This is a genomic window from Mesorhizobium sp. WSM4308, assembly GCF_002294905.1.
Classification (GTDB): domain Bacteria; phylum Pseudomonadota; class Alphaproteobacteria; order Rhizobiales; family Rhizobiaceae; genus Mesorhizobium.
The window spans coordinates 37,796-58,668 of record NZ_NSFW01000014.1 but is presented as its reverse complement, the minus strand read 5'-3'; the positions used below and the strand labels follow the sequence as shown (position 1 = coordinate 58,668).

22 protein-coding genes are annotated in these 20,873 nt (G+C 60.4%); 11 read left to right on the top strand and 11 right to left on the bottom strand.

Annotated elements, in window-relative coordinates; genetic code table 11:
• Positions 1-318: 318 nt before the first annotated feature.
• On the bottom strand, positions 319-612 hold the full coding sequence (locus CK227_RS24195) for a hypothetical protein (RefSeq protein ID WP_095774625.1): 294 nt from the start codon (positions 610-612) through the stop codon (positions 319-321).
• A gap of 704 nt (positions 613-1,316) precedes the next feature.
• Between CK227_RS24195 and CK227_RS24185 the strand changes: the two genes are divergently transcribed.
• On the top strand, positions 1,317-2,330 hold the full coding sequence (locus tag CK227_RS24185) for an ATP-dependent DNA ligase (protein WP_095774627.1): 1,014 nt from the start codon (positions 1,317-1,319) through the stop codon (positions 2,328-2,330).
• A 140-nt stretch (positions 2,331-2,470) separates the two neighbouring features.
• On the opposite strand, the gene CK227_RS24180 is transcribed toward CK227_RS24185, so the two are convergent.
• The 5 genes from CK227_RS24180 to CK227_RS24155 form a co-directional block, all read right to left on the bottom strand.
• Positions 2,471-3,808 carry a sorbosone dehydrogenase family protein gene (locus tag CK227_RS24180; RefSeq protein WP_095774628.1) on the bottom strand — a complete coding sequence of 446 codons (1,338 nt, stop codon included), beginning with the start codon at positions 3,806-3,808 and terminating at the stop codon, positions 2,471-2,473.
• Positions 3,795-4,247 carry a DUF2231 domain-containing protein gene (locus CK227_RS24175; RefSeq protein WP_245318241.1) on the bottom strand — a complete coding sequence of 151 codons (453 nt, stop codon included), beginning with the start codon at positions 4,245-4,247 and terminating at the stop codon, positions 3,795-3,797. The genes CK227_RS24180 and CK227_RS24175 overlap by 14 nt, the downstream gene beginning before the upstream one ends.
• A gap of 735 nt (positions 4,248-4,982) precedes the next feature.
• Entirely contained in the window at positions 4,983-5,324 is a 342-nt protein-coding gene (locus CK227_RS24165; RefSeq protein WP_095774630.1) for a hypothetical protein, read from the bottom strand.
• Positions 5,325-5,337: 13 nt separating this feature from the next.
• Positions 5,338-5,799, bottom strand: a complete 462-nt coding sequence (locus CK227_RS24160) for a hypothetical protein (RefSeq protein ID WP_095774631.1) — start codon at positions 5,797-5,799, stop codon at positions 5,338-5,340.
• Complete coding sequence (locus CK227_RS24155; RefSeq protein ID WP_095774632.1) at positions 5,800-6,009, bottom strand: hypothetical protein; 210 nt, start codon at positions 6,007-6,009, stop codon at positions 5,800-5,802. It lies immediately after the preceding gene.
• 298 nt (positions 6,010-6,307) lie between these two features.
• Between CK227_RS24155 and CK227_RS24150 the strand changes: the two genes are divergently transcribed.
• Positions 6,308-6,835 carry a ferritin-like domain-containing protein gene (locus CK227_RS24150; RefSeq protein WP_095774633.1) on the top strand — a complete coding sequence of 176 codons (528 nt, stop codon included), beginning with the start codon at positions 6,308-6,310 and terminating at the stop codon, positions 6,833-6,835.
• Positions 6,836-7,510: 675 nt separating this feature from the next.
• Complete coding sequence (locus tag CK227_RS24145; RefSeq protein WP_095774634.1) at positions 7,511-7,999, top strand: hypothetical protein; 489 nt, start codon at positions 7,511-7,513, stop codon at positions 7,997-7,999.
• A gap of 201 nt (positions 8,000-8,200) precedes the next feature.
• Here the strand turns inward: CK227_RS24145 and CK227_RS24140 are convergent, their stop codons facing one another.
• Entirely contained in the window at positions 8,201-9,031 is an 831-nt protein-coding gene (locus tag CK227_RS24140) for a PRC-barrel domain-containing protein (RefSeq protein ID WP_245318242.1), read from the bottom strand.
• Positions 9,032-9,099: 68 nt separating this feature from the next.
• On the bottom strand, positions 9,100-9,237 hold the full coding sequence (locus CK227_RS36840; RefSeq protein WP_179296514.1) for a hypothetical protein: 138 nt from the start codon (positions 9,235-9,237) through the stop codon (positions 9,100-9,102).
• A gap of 594 nt (positions 9,238-9,831) precedes the next feature.
• Here CK227_RS36840 and CK227_RS24135 point away from each other — a divergent pair.
• The 6 genes from CK227_RS24135 to CK227_RS24110 all read left to right on the top strand — a co-directional run bounded on the left by CK227_RS24135 (position 9,832) and on the right by CK227_RS24110 (position 16,988).
• Positions 9,832-11,619 (top strand): PAS domain S-box protein, encoded by a 1,788-nt coding sequence (locus CK227_RS24135; protein ID WP_095774635.1) that lies wholly within the window; start codon positions 9,832-9,834, stop codon positions 11,617-11,619.
• Between the two features lie 688 nt (positions 11,620-12,307).
• A complete protein-coding gene (gene repA / locus CK227_RS24130; RefSeq protein WP_095774636.1) occupies positions 12,308-13,510 on the top strand; it encodes a plasmid partitioning protein RepA in 1,203 nt (400 codons plus the stop codon).
• Positions 13,511-13,587: 77 nt separating this feature from the next.
• Positions 13,588-14,553 (top strand): plasmid partitioning protein RepB, encoded by a 966-nt coding sequence (gene repB / locus CK227_RS24125; protein ID WP_095774637.1) that lies wholly within the window; start codon positions 13,588-13,590, stop codon positions 14,551-14,553.
• A 153-nt stretch (positions 14,554-14,706) separates the two neighbouring features.
• Positions 14,707-15,912, top strand: a complete 1,206-nt coding sequence (repC, locus tag CK227_RS24120) for a plasmid replication protein RepC (protein WP_095774638.1) — start codon at positions 14,707-14,709, stop codon at positions 15,910-15,912.
• 171 nt (positions 15,913-16,083) lie between these two features.
• Positions 16,084-16,473 (top strand): MbcA/ParS/Xre antitoxin family protein, encoded by a 390-nt coding sequence (locus CK227_RS24115; protein ID WP_095774639.1) that lies wholly within the window; start codon positions 16,084-16,086, stop codon positions 16,471-16,473.
• A complete protein-coding gene (locus tag CK227_RS24110) occupies positions 16,470-16,988 on the top strand; it encodes an RES family NAD+ phosphorylase (protein ID WP_095774640.1) in 519 nt (172 codons plus the stop codon). Before CK227_RS24115 ends, CK227_RS24110 begins: the two co-directional genes overlap by 4 nt.
• Positions 16,989-17,027: 39 nt before the next feature.
• Here CK227_RS24110 and CK227_RS24105 read toward each other — a convergent pair whose 3' ends face one another.
• The 3 genes from CK227_RS24105 to CK227_RS24095 are packed head-to-tail and all read right to left on the bottom strand — an operon-like array spanning position 17,028 to position 18,810.
• Positions 17,028-18,173: a tyrosine-type recombinase/integrase gene (locus CK227_RS24105; RefSeq protein WP_095774641.1), complete on the bottom strand. Its 1,146-nt coding sequence runs from the start codon at positions 18,171-18,173 to the stop codon at positions 17,028-17,030.
• Positions 18,170-18,556, bottom strand: coding sequence for a type II toxin-antitoxin system VapC family toxin (locus CK227_RS24100; protein WP_095774642.1), 387 nt, complete (start codon positions 18,554-18,556; stop codon positions 18,170-18,172). Before CK227_RS24100 ends, CK227_RS24105 begins: the two co-directional genes overlap by 4 nt.
• The gene (locus tag CK227_RS24095; protein WP_095774643.1) at positions 18,556-18,810 is read right to left on the bottom strand and encodes a type II toxin-antitoxin system VapB family antitoxin; all 255 of its coding nucleotides are present in this window, start codon (positions 18,808-18,810) and stop codon (positions 18,556-18,558) included. The genes CK227_RS24100 and CK227_RS24095 overlap by 1 nt, the downstream gene beginning before the upstream one ends.
• 273 nt (positions 18,811-19,083) lie before the next feature.
• On the opposite strand from CK227_RS24095, the gene CK227_RS24090 reads away from it, so the two are divergent.
• Positions 19,084-20,040: a DUF1403 family protein gene (locus CK227_RS24090; protein ID WP_095774644.1), complete on the top strand. Its 957-nt coding sequence runs from the start codon at positions 19,084-19,086 to the stop codon at positions 20,038-20,040.
• Between the two features lie 2 nt (positions 20,041-20,042).
• Positions 20,043-20,720, top strand: a complete 678-nt coding sequence (locus CK227_RS24085) for an SMC-Scp complex subunit ScpB (protein ID WP_095774645.1) — start codon at positions 20,043-20,045, stop codon at positions 20,718-20,720.
• The last annotated feature ends 153 nt before the right edge of the window (positions 20,721-20,873 follow it).

The window sequence follows — 20,873 nt, the reverse complement described above, 5'->3', positions numbered from 1 at the left end:
TTAGGGCTTGCAACGCCGTCGTCTGCTGCCCTTGGGACGTTCGGCTTCGACGTCATTCTTGGAAGCAACCTCTGATCAATCTGCCGGCATTGCGTTCCTCGTCTATTTCTGCGGCGCGGCTGGCTGAGTTGGCTGGACGCCTTGCTGATCGCCGCCCGTGCTCGATTTCGCCGTTGGATCCCTGTCGACTTGCGGATTCTGATCTGGCGGCTGGTTGCTCACCGAGTTCGTCTTCGAGCCGTCGACGCCATTGTCACTGCATCCGGCGATGAGGCCTGCGACCACTATCAAAGCCAATCGTCTCATCTGTGCGCTCCTTTAGCGCTGAACTAGCGACGCTGGTGAATGTTCCAAAAGGCTTGCGTTAAAGGTCCGGACGGCACCGGCTGCGCCAAGGGCTCCCTCACTATCGTTGTAAGGTCCGAACGGGGAAGGATGCCCCCAGTCGCCACGGCGATCAGCAGAACCGCCAAAGCGCGCAATGCCATTGGCGTCTTTCGAGAGGATTTGCGCCATGATCGCGCCGACCTGCATCGCCTTGAAGCCATCCTCGACCTTCGCCGAGGCGCCGCCCTTTGCGATGATCTTGCCGGCAAGGTCGAGATCCCTCATTGTGCGAGCCCGCAAGCGGACCGCCCTCCCCGGTCGCAGCCGGTGGCTATCTGGTGAAAGGGTCAGCGCAGCCGACGCTGGAGGTCGTGTCCGGAGTTGACATCACAATGCCAGGCGGCCTTACCCCCACTTCACGAAGGTCAAGTAGGACAACATATGTTTGGGGCGAGCCGAAGCGGTTGTTGAGATTCAATAGTTGATCCTCGCAATGTCGGAAAATGCCCCGCCCGGGTACCCGTCCCCTCGGAAACCAGTTGCCGCGCCGAGCGTTCAAGTTGGATGAACACAGGAGAGAATTTCATCCGGGCCATTGCTATCGAACGTACAGGGGGATGCCTCTGCCGAAAGATCCGCTATTGGGTCGCAGGCGACCCGCGCGTGCATTACTGCCATTGCGACATATGCCGAGGTGCGACCGGCAGCGCCTTTGCGGTGCTCGCGTGGCTGCCTCCTACCGGAGGTTCTTGGCAAAGCGAGGAACCTACCTGCCGCCGGTCATCACCCCTCGCCCAGCGCGGCTTCTGCCAAGCGTGCGGGACGCAGCTTACTCTTGCCTATGATGCCGCCGTCCAGGAAATCGCCCTGCCTGTCGGAACCTTCGACAATCCGGCGGAACTCGAGCTACAACACAATCACGGATCCGCGCAGCCGCTCAGCTGGGTTTGCTGCGGCATCGACCTGCCCCATCGCGATAGGGCAGAGCGATGGTAACGGCATCCGGCGTTGAGTTTCCCTTGCCCTTGAACACGCAGCCCATGGAAGCGCGCCAGGCGATGGCATTGCCGCGAGACGACGGTCCCTGGCAGTACGAACCGAAATGGGATGGCTTCCGCTGCCTCGCCTTCAAGGGCGGCAAGGCCGTCGACCTCAGGGCAAAATCCGGCAAACCGCTTGGCCGCTATTTTCCCGAACTGCTGGCGGCCTTGAGTGCGCACGAGGCGACAGATTTCGTCATCGACGGTGAAATCATAATCGAGATCGAGGGCCGTGCCTCTTTCGAGGCGCTGCAGATGCGGCTTCATCCAGCAGAGAGCCGCATCCGCAAGCTCAGTCGGGAAACTCCCGCACGCCTGGTCGTCTTCGATATGCTTGTGGCTCCGGGAGGTCGGCCGCTAATGGAACTGCCATTGCATGATCGGCGCACGGAAGCCGAGGACTTGGTGGCCAAGGCAACAACCAAGGCTTTGCGGCTTTCGCCGGCCGCCACCAGCCTGGCGACAGCCGACAAGTGGTTGAAGGGCGCCGGTAGCGGTTCCACCGACGGCGTCGTGGCCAAGCTGCTCAACGGTCCCTACAAGCCGGGCGAACGCGCGATGGTGAAGGTAAAGCGCCTGCGCACGGCCGACTGTGTGGTGGGCGGGTTCCGCTATCTGAACGGCAAACGACAGGTTGGATCGCTGCTGCTCGGTCTCTACAACAAAGATGGTCTGCTCGATCATGTCGGATTCACATCGACCATTGCCAATGACCGGCGTGCGGTGCTGACGGAAAAGCTCGAACGCCTGCGTGGCGGATCCGGCTTCACCGGCAAGGCGCCGGGCGGCCCGAGCCGCTGGAGCACCGAGCGTAGCGGCGAATGGGAGCCGATAATACCGGAACTGGTCGTCGAGGTTCGCTTTGACCATGTCACCGGCGACCGCTTCCGGCATGGAACAAAGCTCGTGCGCTGGCGTCCAGACAAGGCGCCGCGCCAATGTACTTTCGAGCAACTAGGCTAGTCCAAGACCTGCACCAATCGCCGCAATCAATGCTCTGAAAGCGAACAGTCCTATCCTTGACGTCGGCAGTCGTCGCCCTCGGCGAGCATAGCTTACCGGCCAATCTTGCAAACGTTGCTCAGCTTGAGGGCGAAAATGCCTCATGATCCTGGCGCCGCCGCCGTTACACGCCACACAGTGTTTCCTACATCATCCGCGATCAAGAGCGCCCCGGATTTGTCGACGGCCACGCCAACCGGCCGACCTCGCGCCTCGCCTTTGTCATTGAGGAAGCCGGTGACGACGTCCTGGGCTTTGCCGTTGGGACGTCCGCCGCTGAAGGGCACGAAGACCACCTTGTAACCGTTGAATCGGTCACGATCCCAGCTCCCGTGCTCGCCGACAAAGGCGCCGCCACGATATGAAGGCGGGAGGTTTCCAGCCGTATAGAAGGCGAGCCCGAGCGGCGCGACGTGCGAGCTCAGCGCATAGTCGGGCGGAATAGCTTTGGCTACCATATCCGGCCGCTGCGGCATGACACGCGGATCGACATGTTGGCCGTAATAGCTGTATGGCCAGCCATAGAAGGCCCCGTCCTTCACTGACGTCATGTAGTCGGGCACCAGGTTTGGCCCAAGCTCGTCGCGCTCGTTTACGACCGTCCACAGCGCCTTGCTTTGCGGTTCGAACGACAGGCCATTGGGATTGCGCAGCCCGCTGGCGAAGATGCGCGACCGGCCGGTGGCCCGGTCGACCTCCCAGATGGCGGCACGGTCTTTCTCGGCCTGAATGCCATTCTCGGTGATGTTACTGTTGGAACCGACCCCGACGTAGAGCAGGGAACCGTCCGGACTCGCCACCAGGCTCTTCGTCCAGTGGTGGTCGATTGGCCCGCCCGGCAACTCCGTGAGCACCTTGCCGGGTGCAGTGATCTTGGTGTCGCCTTGATTATAGGGATAGCGAACGATCGCGTCGGTGTTGGCCACATATAGATCGTTACCGACCAGTGCCACACCGAAGGGCGAATTCAGCTGATCAAGGAATACGCCCTGGTAATCCGGCTTGCCGTCGCCATTGGTGTCGCGCAGGAGGGTAATGCGGTTGCTCGGCCCGGTGTCGCCGCCGGACGTGACCCAGCCTTCGATCAACCCCATGACGACATCCTTTGGCCGCTTGGCTGACGCCTCAGGAGGCGCCTTGGATTCCACCACCAATATGTCGCCGTTGGGCAGCACGTAGAGCGAGCGCGGATGCTGCAGGCCCTTGGCAAGCGCTTGGATGCGAAGGCCCTGTGCGACAGTCGGAGTTTCATCATTCTTCCAGCCGACAACGGATGCCAGGTGCATCGGCGGGAAAAGATACTGGTTGATTTCTGGCAGTTTCGGATTTGGTCCAATCTGCTCGTTCGGATCAGTATTGTCATTGCTGCAGCCAGCAATGCCCAGCGCAGTCGAGCCGAGCAAAACCAAGGCTACCCATTTGCTGTCAAGTCGTTTCATCTGCCACTCCCACGTGATGGCGATAAACCAACGCCCAGCCCAGCCAACCGGTAAAGATCAGTATGACCACAACGAGCGCCGAGAGGATTAATCCTGTCGGCATCACCGACGTCCATGCGTCCCGAGTGTGCACCAGCATGTTGAAGAAGGCGAGAATGATCGCAAGGAGATTGCCAGCCATATGCACCCAAGCGATCGGTTGTTCGCGTATCCGGCGCCCCCAAAGGAAATCGATGAACCCGGCGATGGCAGCCAGGATTCCGACAATGACGCCAACAGTCAGCAGCCAAGCCGAGAAGTTTGCCCACATCATTTCTGCGGTCCGCCAATAGGCGATATCGGTCAATAATGCGCCAACGAAGCAGGCAATCGGGACGGTGACCAGCATTGGATGGATTGGATGGCCGGCGATTTGAGCCGTCGATTTCGGATTTTCCATGCTTTGCCCCCTGGGAGCGAAGTGAGCGCGCGTCTGAGATCAGACTAAAAATAACAGGAGGCAAAGCTGAAGGTTCCAAGCGATTTCGTGCAGGTCACTAGAAGGTGAAGGAGGCCATGGCCGCCGATCCCGCTCAAAAGCGACTCGGTTTCGGCTCGCCTCCCTCGAAATAAAAGGGCATGCCAGCCTGGGGCGGCTGCACCGAGTGCACCTTTGGTGTCCTAGCATACCCAGAAAGTCTGGAAGATTTGTGCGGTTGTTGGGCGGCTAGACCACAGTTCGGCGAAGAGGTACCGCTCCACGGCTGCGTCCGCAGATGGGCGTGACCGAGCCGCTGCCGTATTGGACGCGCAACAAGGGACCATGGCGCCTATTCGCGTTAGGGCGAGCGGGGCAATATCGTCCTCGGCGGCAGGGCCGAAAGGGTGCCGGTCGACCTCGATCCAGCCCATGCGGTCGCCGATCGCACGCGCCTTCCGTTGCAATTGCGCGCCATCGCGCGATTGCTGCCGGCAATTGCACCGGTCGCGGTTATCCGCACGTGGTCGGGCTGCGATGGCTATGTCCGGGACATGCTGCCTGTCATCGAATCCAGCTTGGGTCATAGGGTGTCGAACTGTTGGCGCCACGGGTACCTCCACCGGATGACGGACAAGGCGCGTTGTCCGATACCTCTAGAATTCCCCGGGGCTTTTCTGGACTGCAGAAGACGACCGATCCCAATAAATCTGTGAGTTAGCCACGCCGTAGATGAGGGGGTGCCGACAGCGCCCCTGGCCGACGCTGGTCAGGCCATTTTCCCAACAGCGGGGTGGTCCGGTTTTCACCAATTGCCGAAGTGCCGACGATTGGGATGAAGGATAGCTCGGCCGGTCTTCCCTTGGGTGTTTTCAGCGCCTCGATTTCATCATCTCGCCGCGCAATACGGCTTTCTAGATTGGCGATACGTTCGGTGAGGAAATAGCGACCCACGATGAACCCCCCGGTTCCAAAAAGGATAGCGAAAGTAAGGAAGGCCATGGGGTTGGCGATCACCAAAGCGGCATTGGTCTGGAAGAATTCGATTAAGTCGTGCATTCTCAAAATCCCTTTAGTTCCTTGGAAGTTTGTGGACTTCCAACCTCACCGGTCCGCCCCGTTCGCAACTCGTGCACAAGAGCGCCTGCTCCACCGAGCTGAACAGGGCTTCCTTGCCGTACCTTTTGATCAAGCTGGCGGGCTTCACTTCCGCATGATGCGAGCAGCTCTTGCACCACGCTCTTAGCGTGTGCCAGCTGCGGAGGTCGCCGAGAGCCACGTCCAGTCCGGCGTGAATGCTGCCATCGATGATCGTCTGGGGCGAGACCTTCACCTCGCCCGGCGTGATGATCTTCTCCATGACGTGGCGGCTGTTGTAGTGGATCAGAATCATGCCCGGCCGCCGCCGGATGGCGGCGTGCCAGGCCGCTTGGCTCACCACCGCGTCCGGCGATCGACAGATGGTTTCGAGATGCGTCTTCTCCTCTCGGTCCCATACTTCGATCCGGAAATTGTCTTCGGCGGTGTCGACCATCTAGGGGCGCGCCTTGTGCCAGCCGCGGGAAAAGCCATTCGAGACCGCCGCGCGAAACAAGGCGAGTTCCCGTTCCAGTTCGGAGTTCCTGGCCAGAGCGGTCAGCAAGGCGACCACAGCGTCGCTCCCAGCTGCAGCAATGGCTTGCAGGCCCGCCAATTCCAGTTCCGACATAGCTTCGCCGATCGGCGCGTTCTGACGCTTTCCCATGGCCTTTCCTGCTCAGATAGATCAGGAATAAGGAACATATTCCTGTCTGGTCAAGGGGCGCTTGACTCTTTTGTTCTCATTTCGTTCACTCAGCACAATAGCGGTGCAAGGTCTCGAACAAGCTCTCACCCCAGGCTACCCGGCCGGGCAGTCCTTATCGACATCGCCTGCGCCGCAGCTAAGACCGGCTCTACGCACTCGATATCTTCTGAAATCTCCTGCCGCAGCTTGGAACCTCGCGTTTCGAATGAAGTTGGAAACTCACCCACATGGGTTCATCAATACGGAGAAAACAGCAATGGCAGCTACGAAGAAGGCCACCGCCACCAATAAAGGCCTTGAGGACATGTTTCTCGGAGGCCTGAAGGATATCTACTATGCCGAGAAAAAGATCTTGAAGGCGTTGCCGAAGATGGCAAGGGGCGCGGACGACCAGCAGGTCACCGCCGCCTTTGAGAAGCATCGTGCCGAGACCGAAGGCCAAGTCGAGCGACTGGAAGAAGTATTTGAGATTCTCGGCATGCCGGCCCGAGGCAAAACCTGTCCGGCCATCGACGGCATTCTCGAGGAAGGTTCCGAGATCCTCGAGGAGTACAAAGGCTCGGTCTCGCTGGACGCCGGGCTGGTAGGCGCTGCGCAGGCGGTCGAACACTACGAAATCGCGCGCTATGGCACGTTGATTGCGTGGGCGACATCCCTTGGTAGAGATGATGTCGCGGAATTGCTCAACGCCAACCTGGAAGAAGAAAAAGCCACCGACGAAGCATTGACGTCGCTTGGCGAGGCGGGCGTGAACGACCGGGCTGCCGAACAGCAAGCCGCCTGACCGGCCGTTCGGGGGGGTCCCTTTGCCGGACCCCTCACCGCCGTTTGGTGCAAGCTCTTCCGCGTCGACGGATATCCGCGCCAGCCTGACAGACGATCCGGCGCGAGACGAAGCAGTTAGGCCAACGAGCATCTAAGTCGTCTGGCGATCGAACGCGACGCCCATTGCCACGGCGTTAGCCGTAATCCTCTCGTCGAGCGCCGGTAACAGCACACGCTCGCAGTGCGTCTCGATCGACTATTCACCCCGAAGCGCATGAACCCGCTACCGGGCCAGAAGGTCTGCGCACCTCGTTTTGGCGCCGTGAAAAGACCGGTAGAGAAAAGCCTGCGATATTCTCCGAGAGCCGGCAACGAGGATTGGTACGGACGCCTAAAGAAACTTACCCGCGGACACTACGTCCAAAGCCATGCGGCGTCTTGGTGGCGCCGCTGGCGCGCGGGGCTGTACGGCCGGCCTGCACTTGTACTGGGAGCGCGGGCCGCTCCCCGGCGCTGAACGCATGACTCGATTTGCGATTTCCTCGCGCTGACCGACGCGGGCTAGGCTACTCCCTCCCCTAAAACGCAGCACCCCCGTATGCCCAAAACCTTCCCCATCGAGACCATCTGACTGCGCGACCGGAACCTTTCATGAAGAGCGGGGTTCGTCGGTGGTGCCAACGGATATAGCGCCTTGAAGCTCGACAACGAAGTTCGCCATACCTCCGAGGAGCTGGATGATCGCGTACTGGCTGACGTCGTGACGGCATTCTGCAGGCGCGTCAACGTTAGCCATGACTTCGACATTCCATATATTGCCGGCTACAGCGACGACGCAAAGACCATTTACATCGACCGGCACCTGCCCCGGACACTAGCTTGGAAGGGACGGGACTTCAGGCTAGCGCCGTTCTTGGTCACCCATGAAATCGTCGAAAAGGCCCTGCTCGATGAGCTGCGGCTTCACTACCTGCACGCCCACCAGGTTGCCTTGCGCGCCGAGCGCGATGCCGTGCGAGGGGCGGGGTTGACATGGCGAGCCTACCAACGGGTGATGAAAGCCCATGAAAAGCCGATCGATGAGGAAAAGCTGAAACGCGTCCCGGTGGACTTGGATCTGACGCCATACGAGGATTTGGATGACTTCCAGATACTTGAACGGCTTGTCAGAGCTGCGCGGTAATGGATGCAAGCAGGTGTGCACCTAATCAGTATCGTTAGGGCCACGCACAGGGTGTTCCGCCAAGCGCAAGTACCCATTGGTTTGAACTCAACCTGCCCCTATATTTCGTTCTCTAGCTGCCCGCTGGCCAACAAATCGCCCGCGACCCGGTTGGTAGGAACCGGGTCGCGGAGCGCGCGTCCGTTCACAGGCCAAGCACCTCTAGTTCGCGATCATGCGTTGTTTGTCACGCGCGTTCGCGTAGGTGCCTTTTTCATAGGCCGGCTGCGCATTGAACTGCTCTTTTGTAAAGTTTGTATATAGATACCTATTTCCGGACTTGTCCGTCATGAACTTGAGGTTGTCCATACCAACGGCCACCTCCTTGGTCCCCATGCCAAGGAACCCGCCGACATCGATCAAGACTGCGTCGATTTTCTTGTCACCCGTCAGCACAACGTCGCCGATCTTTCCAACCTTGGCGTCGTTGGCGCCATAGACGGTGGTGCCGACCAGATCCTCGGCCCGAATCTTGTCGATCGGGACGGCGGTCAAAGCCGTCTTGTCAACGGCCCCCGTGGTGGTTGAGTCGGGCACCGCTGTCGTGGACGCGGGGGGTGTGTTGGAAGCCGTGGTTGGATCATAGGCCTTGGTGTCGAAGTTCGGCTGAGCCTGGAGATCTTCCTTGGTGGTCTTGATCACAAGCCAGCGCTTGCCGTCCTTTTCGGCCCACTGGGCCTTGTTGAAGTCGAAAGCGACATTCTTTTCGCCGATGCCGAGAAAGCCCCCTACGCCGATAATGAGAGATTGTGCCTTGCCGTCCTTCGCAAGCAGGACGTCATTGACCTTGCCGATCGTCTGGGCATTAGCGTCCGTTCCGTTGTAAACGGTAGCGCCGATAATTTTGGAAACAAGGCTACCATTTGGCGCGACCGCAGCAGTGGTCGCAGCATTGTTGTCCGCCGGCGCCGTTGTCACGACGTTCGCGGCAAAGGCTCCCGAGGCAATAAGGGTTGCAAGCGCGGTGGCGGCAGCCAGACTTTTGTAGCTCATCGTGGTTATCCTTTGTGTTGTCGTCGCTCGCCCTGCCCTTTTGGCAGACAGGACAGCAACTTGATGCATCACAACGGAATGCGTTGATCGAGGTTCCCACGGCACCAGCCCGCTGCGGCCAGCGGCCCACAGCCCAGCCCGCTCATACTTACCTTGCGGGCGGCCTGGCCGAGTTCGAGCGAGAAGGTGATCACCGTGCGTACCATTAGAAGGCCGCTAGAAGGCCGCAAACGGACTGTAGCGAGGTAGCGCATGGGCCGCCCCAGGGTGTCGGCAAGTCCCTCAGGACTCGAGCCAGTTGCTAGGCGCATATCGGGAACGTTCCTCGCCGGTTGTTTTTCACGACGTGAAGGGGCACTTGCCGCATGATATCTCACGTCGTGCTTGGTCTCCGGACTCAGTTCGACCGCGCGAACGCGCGCAATCATCAAAGATGGGTCCGTGCATCGGCCGACAGCAGGTCGACCACGCCTGGCGTCGTTCTTGCTGTCGCCCGAACCATCTGTCGCCCATGGGCCTCGCCGACATTGCCGCCGAGGCGCGGGCGATTGCCTCGGCCAAGCCCGCCGACGGCCGGTCAATCTCCAGGTCGAGGTTCTGAGGCGGGTAACTCGCCGCGCTAAAGCTCCGTCATGCGTAAATAGTTCAGGCTGTTTCTGGGCCAGTTCGTCAGCGTACGCACTAGGAGCTCGGATCCCATTACCTCGGCCAATGGACGCTTCACTTCCGATATGTAGGCAGCGACTTGGAACGATTGTTTAGGCGGCGCGTTGTGGCCCGTTTACATCGGGGACCCTCGAATGACTGAACTACCGCAGGCCGACGTTGTCGCCGTCAAGAAACCGGCAATGGTCCTAGGCGGCAACTTCGACTATCAGGACTTTTTCGAAAACGGTGCCATGGCGCTCCATCTGGTGAGCGCGGATGGCCTTATCTTGCATGCCAACAAGGCCGAGCTCGATCTCCTCGGCTATCCAGCAGAGGACTATGTCGGTCACCACATTGATGAGTTTTATCCCGACCGGGACGTGATAACCGACATTTTGAGCAGGCTCTCCCGTGGTGAGAAGATTGCAAGATATCCGGCGCGTTTGCGCGCCCGTGACGGGTCCATCAAGCACGTCGAACTCACGTCGAGCAGCCATTTCCGCGACGGTAAGCTAGTCCACACCAGATGCTTTACTGTCGATGTAACTGACCTTGAGCGAAAGCGGACAGAACTCAGGCAGCAGGACCACGCCTATCACCAGATTCTCGATGGCCTTCCGGTCGCCATCTACACGACTGACCAGTATGGCATCATTACCTATTACAATCGGGCCGCTGCCGATCTGGCAGGGCGGGAGCCTCAGGTCGGCAAGGATAAATGGTGCGTCACGTTCAAGCTGTTCACCACCGACGGCAAGGAACTGCCGCACGACGAATGCCCGATGGCAGTCGCCCTCAAGGAAAACCGGCCGGTCCGCAACCAGCAGGCCATAGCGCAGCGTCCGGACGGGTCTTTTTTCCCATTCATGCCCTACCCCACACCGCTGCGCGATGAGCAGGGCGACCTCGTTGGCGCGGTGAATATGCTGCTCGACCTGACGGACCGCCAGCGTGCCGAAGAAACCAGACAGCACCTGTCGGCGATCGTGGAATCCTCATTTGACGCTATTGTCAGCAAGGATCTCAACACGATCATCAAGAGCTGGAATCGAGGCGCCGAAAAGCTCTTTGGCTACACCGCCAGCGAGGCGATCGGCAGGTCGGTAACCATGCTGATCCCCGATGACCACCCGGACGAGGAACCTCGCATCCTTGAGCGAATCCGTCGTGGGGAGCGCGTCGATACCTATGAAACGATACGTCGACGCAAGGATGGCAGTCTAGTTCCGGTTTCGCTGACGATATCGCCAGTGCGTAACGCAACAGGGCAGATCGTCGGCGCTTCGAAGATTGCGCGGGATATCACATCGGCCAGGGAAAACGAACAGCGTATCCGCATGTTGATGCGCGAGGTCAATCACCGGGTGAAAAACCAGTATTCGGTTATCCTGTCGATGATCCGGGAGACCAACAAACGATCGGAGACGCCCATGCAGTTTGAGTCCCAGGTGCGCGAGCGCATCATGGCATTGTCGCGCTCCCAGGACCTGCTTGTTTCGGCCGACTGGCAGGGAGCTACCATCAGTGAACTTTTGGCCGCGCAGGCTCAGCCATTTCCACGCGGTGAGATGATCGAGATGTCAGGGCCGTCGTTCGTGCTTGGCCCCAATGCAGTCCAATATCTCGGGATTGCCTTCCACGAACTCGCGACCAACTCTGCGAAGTATGGCGTGCTCTCCGGCGATGACGGCCAAATTTCTGTCACATGGAACATCAGCGGTTCCGGAGCATCGCGGCTCTTCCGCCTGACCTGGGCCGAAACCGATGGGCCGCAAGTCACGACTATCGGACAGGGCGGCTTTGGAACCGTGGTCCTGAAACGGGTTGCACCTGAAGCCGTGGGCGGGCGGGGAAATCTTGAATATGGTTCGCATGGCATCAGATGGAATCTGGAGGCGCCGTTGGCCGGAGTGGACCGTTCTGCTGCCAATCAGGATTAGAAGCATAAAGTAGCCTTGCCGTTGCGAGGTCGGCGCATCGCCAAAGCCGATATTTAGCTGGTCAAGCAGAAACCGAGTCTCCGCCGCAATTTCTGTGTTTGGAACGACCCTAGCTCCGCAAGGTGTCGGCCGGGCGCCCAACGGCAATGCGCATCGATGATGCACATCCTCATAGGTCAGGCACTGAAAAAACAGTAGACGTACTCGGCTCCCGTACAAAGCCAGTTGGAATGGCATTCTTGCTGGTCTTTACTGGCCCCCGTCCCTACTCGGAGGTGCCCGATCGACGAACGCTTGGCTCTGCAGCGCCCGCCCCTGTCACGGTCGGCCTCTTGCGACAAACGTTGACACGCAAGTCCCCTCCTTCCCGGTTTCAAACCGAGACCACGTCGATGCCTGTCACTGTCCCGCGTCAACATCGCGGTTTTTCCGACACTATCGCGACCGGCGATCTAAAAGTTGGCTTCGCCGGTTCGTTGTCTTGCGGCGCAACTCCTTGTTTTCAATATCGATCCGGGATCTTTTTACTGCGGTAAACTCCGCAGGCCGCCCGTGCGATCGGCCGCGGTCTGGCATGCGTTAACCTTTTGTTAACCCAAAACTTCTTGCCGGTAAGTCCGAATCGGAGCTTAATGGCGCTTGTTGTGGGTATTGCTTACAAAAAGCGCCAATTCAGGTTTCGACGAGAATGAATATCTCCATGCGGCTGCCTCGTTTCGAGTTCGATGACAAAATCCTCGAACAGGGCGCCGAGATTTCCCGGCGGTTGAACCAGCTTCGGATGGAGAAATTTCCGCCCAATGCAACTAAGACGCTGCGCACATTCTCCATGGCGGAGGTCGCTCACTACCTTGGGGTCTCGCAGAACAATCTGAAGCGTCTCCATCTCGAAGGCAAGGGGCCGTTGCCTGACCAAAGTCCTTCCGGCCGTCGCACCTATACGGCTACCCAGATGCTCGAGCTCAGACATTTCCTGGACCAGCACGGCAGGACCGAAGTCAAGAAGTACGTTCCGCACCGCAAGCTTGGCGATAAACTCCAGGTGGTTGCGGTGGTCAATTTCAAAGGCGGCAGCGGCAAGACGACCACGGCTGCCCACCTCGCCCAGCACCTGGCGCTGACCGGTCATCGGGTTCTTGCGATCGATCTTGATCCGCAAGCTTCGCTGTCGGCACTGCACGGCTTCCAGCCCGAACTCGATCGCAACCTCTCGCTCTATGAAGCGATCAGGTATGACGACGAACGTAGATCGATTGCGGATGTGATCATACCGACAAATTTCCCGGGCCTTGATATCATTCCCGCCAATCTCGAGCTGCAGGAATACGAGTACGACACGCCGCTTGCCATGCAGGACAAAACCTCCAATGCCGGCCGCCAGTTCTTCACGCGCATGGCCAAAGCGCTGTCGGAGGTTGACGACCGGTACGATGTCGTCGTTGTCGATTGCCCTCCCCAGCTTGGCTATCTGACTTTGACGGCGATGTCGGCGGCGACATCGGTCCTCATTACGGTCCATCCGCAGATGCTCGACCTGATGTCGATGAGCCAGTTCCTGCTGATGCTTGGCGGCATCTTGAAGACCATCAAGGCCGCCGGCGCCGCGATCGAACTCGACTGGTTTCGCTACCTGATCACGCGCTACGAACCGACCGATATTCCGCAGGCGCAAATGGTGGGCTTCATGCAGTCCATGCTTGCCGGCCAGATCCTGGAGAATCCGATGTTGAAGTCGACGGCGATTTCCGATGCAGGCCTCACCAAGCAAACGCTTTACGAGGTGGAGAAATCGGCTTTCACCCGCTCGACATATGACCGCGCTTTGGAATCGCTCGACGCGGTGAACGCCGAGATCGTCACCCTCGTCCATCGCGCCTGGGGTCGGTCATGACGACGAACTTTACGGCAGTAAAAACCGGCTATTTTGCTCGTGGAATCAGATCGCTAGCCGCGCACGGAGGCGGTTGAATGGCCCGTAAGGATATTTTCGGCAGTGTGATGGGGCCCGTCGCTGCGGTGGCCGATAACAAGGATGTATCGGGGTATGCCGTTCGTGGTGCCTCCCGTTCGATCATGCAATCCTTCGAGGAGCTCTCCAAGAGTTCGGTCGTCGATCTCGATCCTGCCATGGTTGACACCTCTTTCGTCTCGGACCGCCTGGACGAAGACGATCAGGCGTATCAGGAGTTGCTGTCGGCAATTCGCGACAGAGGCCAAGATTCGCCGGTCCTGGTCAGACCGCATCCGGAGGTTTCGGGACGCTTCCAGACTGTATTCGGCCATCGCCGCGTCAAGGTTGCCCGCCAACTGGGAAGGCCGGTCCGCGCCGTCGTCAAGAAGATGGGCGACGAGGACCATGTTATCGCCCAGGGCCAGGAGAATGCCGCCAGGGCCAATCTGTCCTTCATCGAAAGGACCCTGTTTGCCGATCGCATTCTCAAGCGCGGCCACACGTCGGACACGGTGAAGTCCGCTTTGGCACTCGATGACACGACCTTCTCGAAGATGCGCTCCGTGACCGGCAATATTCCCGAGCCAGTCATTGTGGCGGTTGGCGCGGCCAAGGCCGTCGGGCGGGACAGATGGTGGCAACTGGCCAAGCTCATGGAGCATCCGGGGAACGCGGGCAGGGCGGGTGAGTATGTGAAGAGCGCCGATTTCGCGGCGCCAAGCAGTGACGCACGTTTTGCGCTTCTTTTCGACTTCCTGAGCGCGCCGGCGAAACGTTCGCCGGCTGCGACGAAGACACGAGACACGGCCTGGGCGCCGCGGGACAAGTCGGTGCGGGCCAAGATCACCGACACTGGAAAAGTGTTCACGCTTGCCCTGAAAGCGAGGGAAGCCTCGCCATTCGGTGCTTTCATCACCGAACGGCTTGACGAGCTTTTCGAAGCTTTCCGGCAATCGGAAATGTCAAAGAAAACGGGAGACTGAAACCGCAAAAGAAAAAGGCCCCCGAACGTCGCCGTCGCGGAAGCCCTTCTCGTCTGTAGCAAGCTGAGAATCGCACTTCCCCGAATCACTGTCAAGAGTCGTGGCGCCGTTTCGGTGAGCAGGTTTCTTTTGCCTTCGTGAAAGGTGAGGGAAATGGAGAGTGGGTTTGCGACGACGCCCTTTGGGCGGCGGCCGATGACGCTTGCCTTGGTGAAGGCCAACGCCGCGTCACGGCAGATTCCGGAGGGGGCCGCCGTTGAGAAATGGCAGGTCTACCGGTGGCTATGCGAGGGCAAGTCTATCGTTGGCGTTGGTGATCGTGCGCTGGCGGTGCTGAGCGGGCTCTTGACGTTCTATCCTGACGACCAGATCAGCGAGGAAAACGGTTTGATGGTCTTTCCGTCGAACGCACAGCTATCTTTGCGGGCGCACGGCATGGCCGATTCAACGCTGAGAAGGAACCTGGCCGAGCTCGTGAGTTGCGGCCTGATCATACGCCGCGATAGTCCGAACGGCAAAAGATTCGCTCGCAAGGGGCAGGGCGGTGCTGTCCTGGAGGTCTTCGGGTTCTCGTTGGCGCCTTTGCTGACACGGGCCTCGGAGTTTCAGCGCGCCGCCGAGCAGGTCCGCGCCGAATGTCTGGCGCTGAAATTGATGCGGGAGCGGATCACGCTGCATCGCAGGGACATCCAGAAGCTGGTCGAGGCGGCGGTCGAGGAAGGGGTTTCTGGCGACTGGGGCGGCGTCTGGAGGCGGTTTCGGTCCATCGTGGATGCAATTCCGCGCCGGGCAGGGCTGCCACAGCTGGAAGCGATCGTCGGCGAGATGACCGTGCTCCATGATGAAGTGGATAGGATGCTGGAAAGCTTCGCAAATTCCACGAATCCCGGCGGCAATGAGTCCCAAAGTGAGCGGCAGCAATCTGATTCAAACACAGACTCCATTTTTGTATTTGAACCGGCTTTCGAAAAAAGCAGGGCGGGCGTCGAGCCAAGACCGGCACCGGACGAGCGGTTGAAAAGCTATCCGATTGGACTGGTGCTGAAGGCCTGCCCGGAGATTGCGGAGTATGCGGCCAACGGCATCGCCAGCTGGCGTGATTTGATGCTCACCGCGGCCCAGGTGCGCGGCTACCTTGGTGTTTCACCGTCGGCCTATGAGGAGGCTTGCCATGTGATGGGTCAGGAAGTCGCCGCGATTGTGATTGCGTGTATTCTGCAACGGGCACAGCACATCAATTCGGCCGGTGGCTATCTGCGTGTGCTGACGGAAAAGGCTCGGGCAGGGCAGTTCTCGGTCGGACCGATGCTGATGGCCGCGCTCAAGGCCAATGGTCCGGCAACCAGGATGACGGGATGAGTGAGGTACAGGGTTCGGGGGCTCAGGGTTGATCGGCGCTGCTCAAGGGCACCTGAGTAGGTGACGGCATGCAGCCACCTACGGTCGGCGGGCTCCCGGGCTTGAAAGCTGTCCATAAATGCCATATCTTTTGCACAAGAAATATGACTCCTGATATGGTGGATGAACACTATGGGGCATGCACTCAAGACAGCCGAGCAGAATAGGCCGCTCGTCTTGTCCTATATGGATCGGAACGGGAAGATCGCGATCGAGCAGGTCGCGGATGGTTTTGGCATGTCCAAGGGTCAGTTGGCCCAGACCGCCGGTCTTGCGCGTGAGACACTCTATCGTTCAGAGCGCAGCGCTGCGACAAAGACCCAGGGGCGTCTGCGCGAAATGCTCGAGATCATCAGCCGCGTGACGGATTGGGCGGGCGGCAAGGAACAGGCAATGGCCTGGTATCGGGCTCAGCCGCTTGCGGCATTTGGCGGACGCACCGCCGAAGCGCTGGTGAAGGATGGCAAGGCCGCCGCGGTCCGTGATTATCTCGATCACATGGCCGTTGGCGGTTTTGCGTGAGGTTCGTCAGAACCTGTTACAGGGCGCACGATCCACGCTGGGCATTCAAGCCGACTTCCGGTGATGGAGCGGCGATCAGAGGCGCCCGGTTCAACCCTAAAGGCGTGCCGGCGCTTTATCTGGGGCTGACAATCATGACTGCGGTCAAGGAAGCCAACCAGGGCTTTGCGCACCGGATCGATCCCTGTGTCCTTTGCTCCTATGAGGTCGACTGCGACGACATCGTGGATCTGACAACCGAACAGGCCAGGGGAGAATTCGCCATCGCGCTCGAGGACATGGCCTGCGCCTGGGCGACGGCTCTAGGCGACGCAGAGCGCCCGGCGTCCTGGTCCATCTACGACCGGCTGCGGTCTCGCGATATTGCCGGAATTGTGGTCCCGAGCTTCGCGCCAAGTGCCCAGGACGAGGATCGTAACCTGGTCCTGTGGGAGTGGGGTCCGGACCTCCCGCATAAAGTAACTGTCTTCGATCCGAGCGGCCGGTTGCCGAAGGACCAGTTGTCTGGGTCATAGTAGGCTCATGGAAGGGCAGGGGAGGGGGCTTATACCGGCCTACAATCCGCTTGCCTTGGTGAGGTTGACACGAAAACGGTCACGCCGGCGCTGATAGCGGCGGGTCATCTCGGCGGATGCATGGCCAAGCTGCTTTTGCACGTATCTCTCGTCGACCTCGGCCGAGGAGGCCAGACCGGCGCGCAGCGAATGGCCTGAAAACTTCATTTCTCGCTCGCTTTCGGACAGATCGCCCCGCACGCCTGCGGCCATTGCCGCGCGCTTGACCAAGCGCGCCACTTCCTGGGCGTTCAGCCGTTCGGCGCCGACGGCCTTGCCTTGGCCGGTGACGCGCCGAAAAACAGGCCCGTGCGCGATACGCCCCATTTTCAGCCAGGTCTTCAAAGCAACCGCGGGGCAGGTGCTGTCGGCCGACCCAAAGCCGATCTCAACTTCGCGCCAACCAGTCTTGCCACGCAAGGTCACCAGAATGCCGTTGTCCAAAATCTCGATCCAACCGGACGAATCCTCAGTTTGGTCCCTGGCCACGTCGAGGCCGACGATTTCGGAGCGGCGCAGTCCGCCGGCAAAGCCGAGTAGCAGCATCGCCCTATCGCGCAGTCCGCGCAGGGTCCCGCGATCCAGTGTCTCCAGCATGGCGATCAGATCCTCCGGCAAAACCGCTTCCTTCTGCCGGGGTGGGGAAGCGTGTGTGTTGCGGATACCGGCCATGACGGTGGTGATATGGCGGTCTTTTCTGTCCAACGGCTGGCCGCGCTGCGCATAGTTCCACGTTAGGGAGGCGAGGCGCCGTTCAATCGTGGACACGGAGTTCGGCTTCTTGTCGCCCGTGACGGCACCCGACGCGCAGGCGGTGATATAAAGCCCGATGACCTGCGGATCAGGCGGAAACACCTCAATGCCTTGGCGGCGGCACCAGCTCGCAAAATGCTTCCAGTCGGTCGCATAGGCGCGCCGGGTGTTGGCCGAGCTTGCTGCCTCGACATAGTTCCGGGCGCGGTCGGCCAGGCGCTCCAGATGCGCCGAAACGCGCGGCTCCGGTCGGACGGCCGGAAGGGGAGGGGAGGGGGTGTCGGCTGCGGGATCCTCCGGCGCGCGGCCCATCTCCATGACGACGTCGACGATGTCGGGCATGTCGTCGTCGCCGAAAGCCGGTGATCCGTGACCGTTATCAGCCATCCTCATGCCGCCTTGATGTCCGTTCGGGAGAAATCATCGCCCTTGAAAAGCAGCGGTTCGCCGGTGAGTTTGGCCAGGGCATAAGAGAAGCAGTCGCCGTAATTGAGCGCCGCTGGATGCCGTCCCTTGCCAAAGCGGCGCCAGGCACGGCGAGCCTGGTCCGCGTGCTCCGCGGTCACGGCCACGATGCCGACCTCGGCTTTGTGAAGCCAAAGGTCAAAATCCGCTCCGCCTGCTTCCCCGAGGCGCGCCTCGATGACCATGGCTGCCTCAAGCACCGTCGCAGCCGAAATCAGGCGAACAGGATCGTCGGCGATTTTCTCATGGAGACCGCTGGCTTCCGGCTCATTGAACGCGATTGCGGCAATCACGGAAGTATCGATGACCATCAGGACGGAATTCCGTTCTCGTCATAGCCCATGATCTCATCGGGCGTTCGCTCGTCGAGAATCGGCAGCGCGTTCAAGCGCTTGCGAATTGCCTCCAGATCTTCCAGCAGCGCTGCCTTGCGCGCATCAGAGCCCGTTCTGCGCAGTCGCTCCTCAAGGGCGCGCTTGGTGGCAATGGTGATGGTCTCACCCGTGCGTTGGGCGAGCTTGCGGGCAAGAAGTTCCGTTTCCCGATCCTTGATGCTGAGGGCCATTTGAGGGTACCTTGGTTCCTAATTGTCTACCTTCATCCTATATACTCTACCCGACGCCGGAATGCACGACACCTGCGGCCCTTCTCTCTGATCGAGCGGAACGATACCCCAGCAGGGTTTTCGGGGCTTTGCGCGCTGAACGGCCATTTCTCACATAGAGACGAAAACGAACGATAATGCAAGATTATCGTTCGTTTTATCTCCAGGACATGCTGTGCGTTTTGGTGCAAAATTCATGGCACAAAGCGCACAAGCGCTTTACCCTCCACAATCATGATTCGCCTTGATCCCGCGACCGCCAGCTCCTCTGCGCCGCCCTCCGTTCCGGCCTGGGCGATTGCAGGCGCCGGCGCGCCGCGCGACGGCGAGGCCGCCTTTCGGGCTGGCGCCGCGCTGGGTGTCCTCGATACGCTGGCCCGCGCGCAGCCTGCCTGGGCCGGCGCGTGGCGGCAGCGGCTGGCGCTCGATTGCGCCGCCTCCGGCATGCGGCTCGCCGGCCGCGCCGAGGACGCGGCCGCCTTGCGCGACGCCTGGTATCTGCGCCAGGCCGGGGCTGACCCTGGACCCGCCGGCACCATCTTTGGCGCCTGGCGGCAGTTGGCCGGGCAGCCGCCGGTCGCTACGCCTGACCGGCTCGGGAAGATAGTCGACCAGCTTGGCCTCCATTGGGATGTCGAGGCGCTGGCCGCGCTTTGTGAACACATCGACGACCTGGCGCGCTCGCGGCGGCTGGCGCCGTTCGCCGCCGCGGCGATCGCCGTCCGCGTCGTCACCATGCGCCCCGATGCCGAGCTTTTGGCTTGGTGGCTCGCCGACCTGGTGCTGGCGCAATGCCTGCGCTGGCCGCGGCCGCTGCCGCTCCTGATGGCGCAGGCCTTTGGCCCGTCTTTCCGCGCAGAGGCCGTCGGCGCCAAGCGCATCCGACCCGCGGAGAAAGATTTTGAGCGCGCGGTCTGCGCGGCGCTCGTTCAAGCGGCGGCGCAGGCCTGCCGGCTGGCTGACGAGTTGTCGCGCCGCGCCGCAAAACTCCTGGCGGTGACGCCGAAACTGCGCGCCAAGGGTGCCGGCGAGGTGATCTTCCTGCTGCTCAACGAAGACGCCGTCTCTGGATCGCTGACGACGAAGGATCTGTCGCGCTTTGCATCGCGGCGGCTGTTCGAACGGCTGCAGCAACTGGAGGCCGTGCGCGAGCTTTCCGGCCGTCCCACCTTCCGGCTGTTTGGACTCTAGCGATGAGCGAAGCCTCTGCCCGCCACAAGCCGAACGATCAGCCGGCGCTGCTTGATACCGAGCTCGATCACCTGCCGCCAGAACTGCGCTGGCGTGAATGGATGGGCCGGGTGGAGGCGGTGATTTTTTCCGCCAGCGAACCGGTGACGCGAAGTGTCCTAGCGCGCGTGGTGGGGAAGAACTGCAAACTCGAGCTGATCATCGACGACATCCGCGCCGAGCTCGAAGGCCGCCCCTACGAGCTGGTGTCAGTCGCCGGCGGCTGGCAGCACCGGACGAAAAAGGTCTTTGGCGACATCATCCACGCCGCCTTTGGCACGGCCGGGAAGGGGACAAAAGAACTGTCGCAGTCGGAGGCGCTCGTGCTAATGTGCATTGCCTATTTCCAGCCGATCACGCGTGGCGAGCTGTCTTCCTTCTTCGGCAAGGAGGTCTCGCGCGATCTGATCGGCGTGCTACGGGGACAGGAGCTGATCGCCTCGGGGCCGCGCAGCCCGCAGCCGGGGGCGCCCTACACCTATGTGACGACGAAGACTTTTCTGTCGCAGTTCGGGCTCGACACGCTGCGCCAGCTGCCGGATTTCGAAGCGCTCGAGGACGCAGGGCTGCTGTCGAAAGAAAAGCTGCTGGCTGGCGACGTCATGTCGGAACTGATCGGCGACCAAGAGGGGCCTGATTAAACAATGGGGCGAATAGTTTTCGATCGAGGTTTCGCTTAGCGAACCGGACTTCCCGCGCCTATTTGGGCGACCTCGCGTGATCTTGTAGGCAGCAATGGTGCTGGCGGGGTAATGCTCACCCTCGCTTGTATTCTTCCAACGCGCCGTCCGACA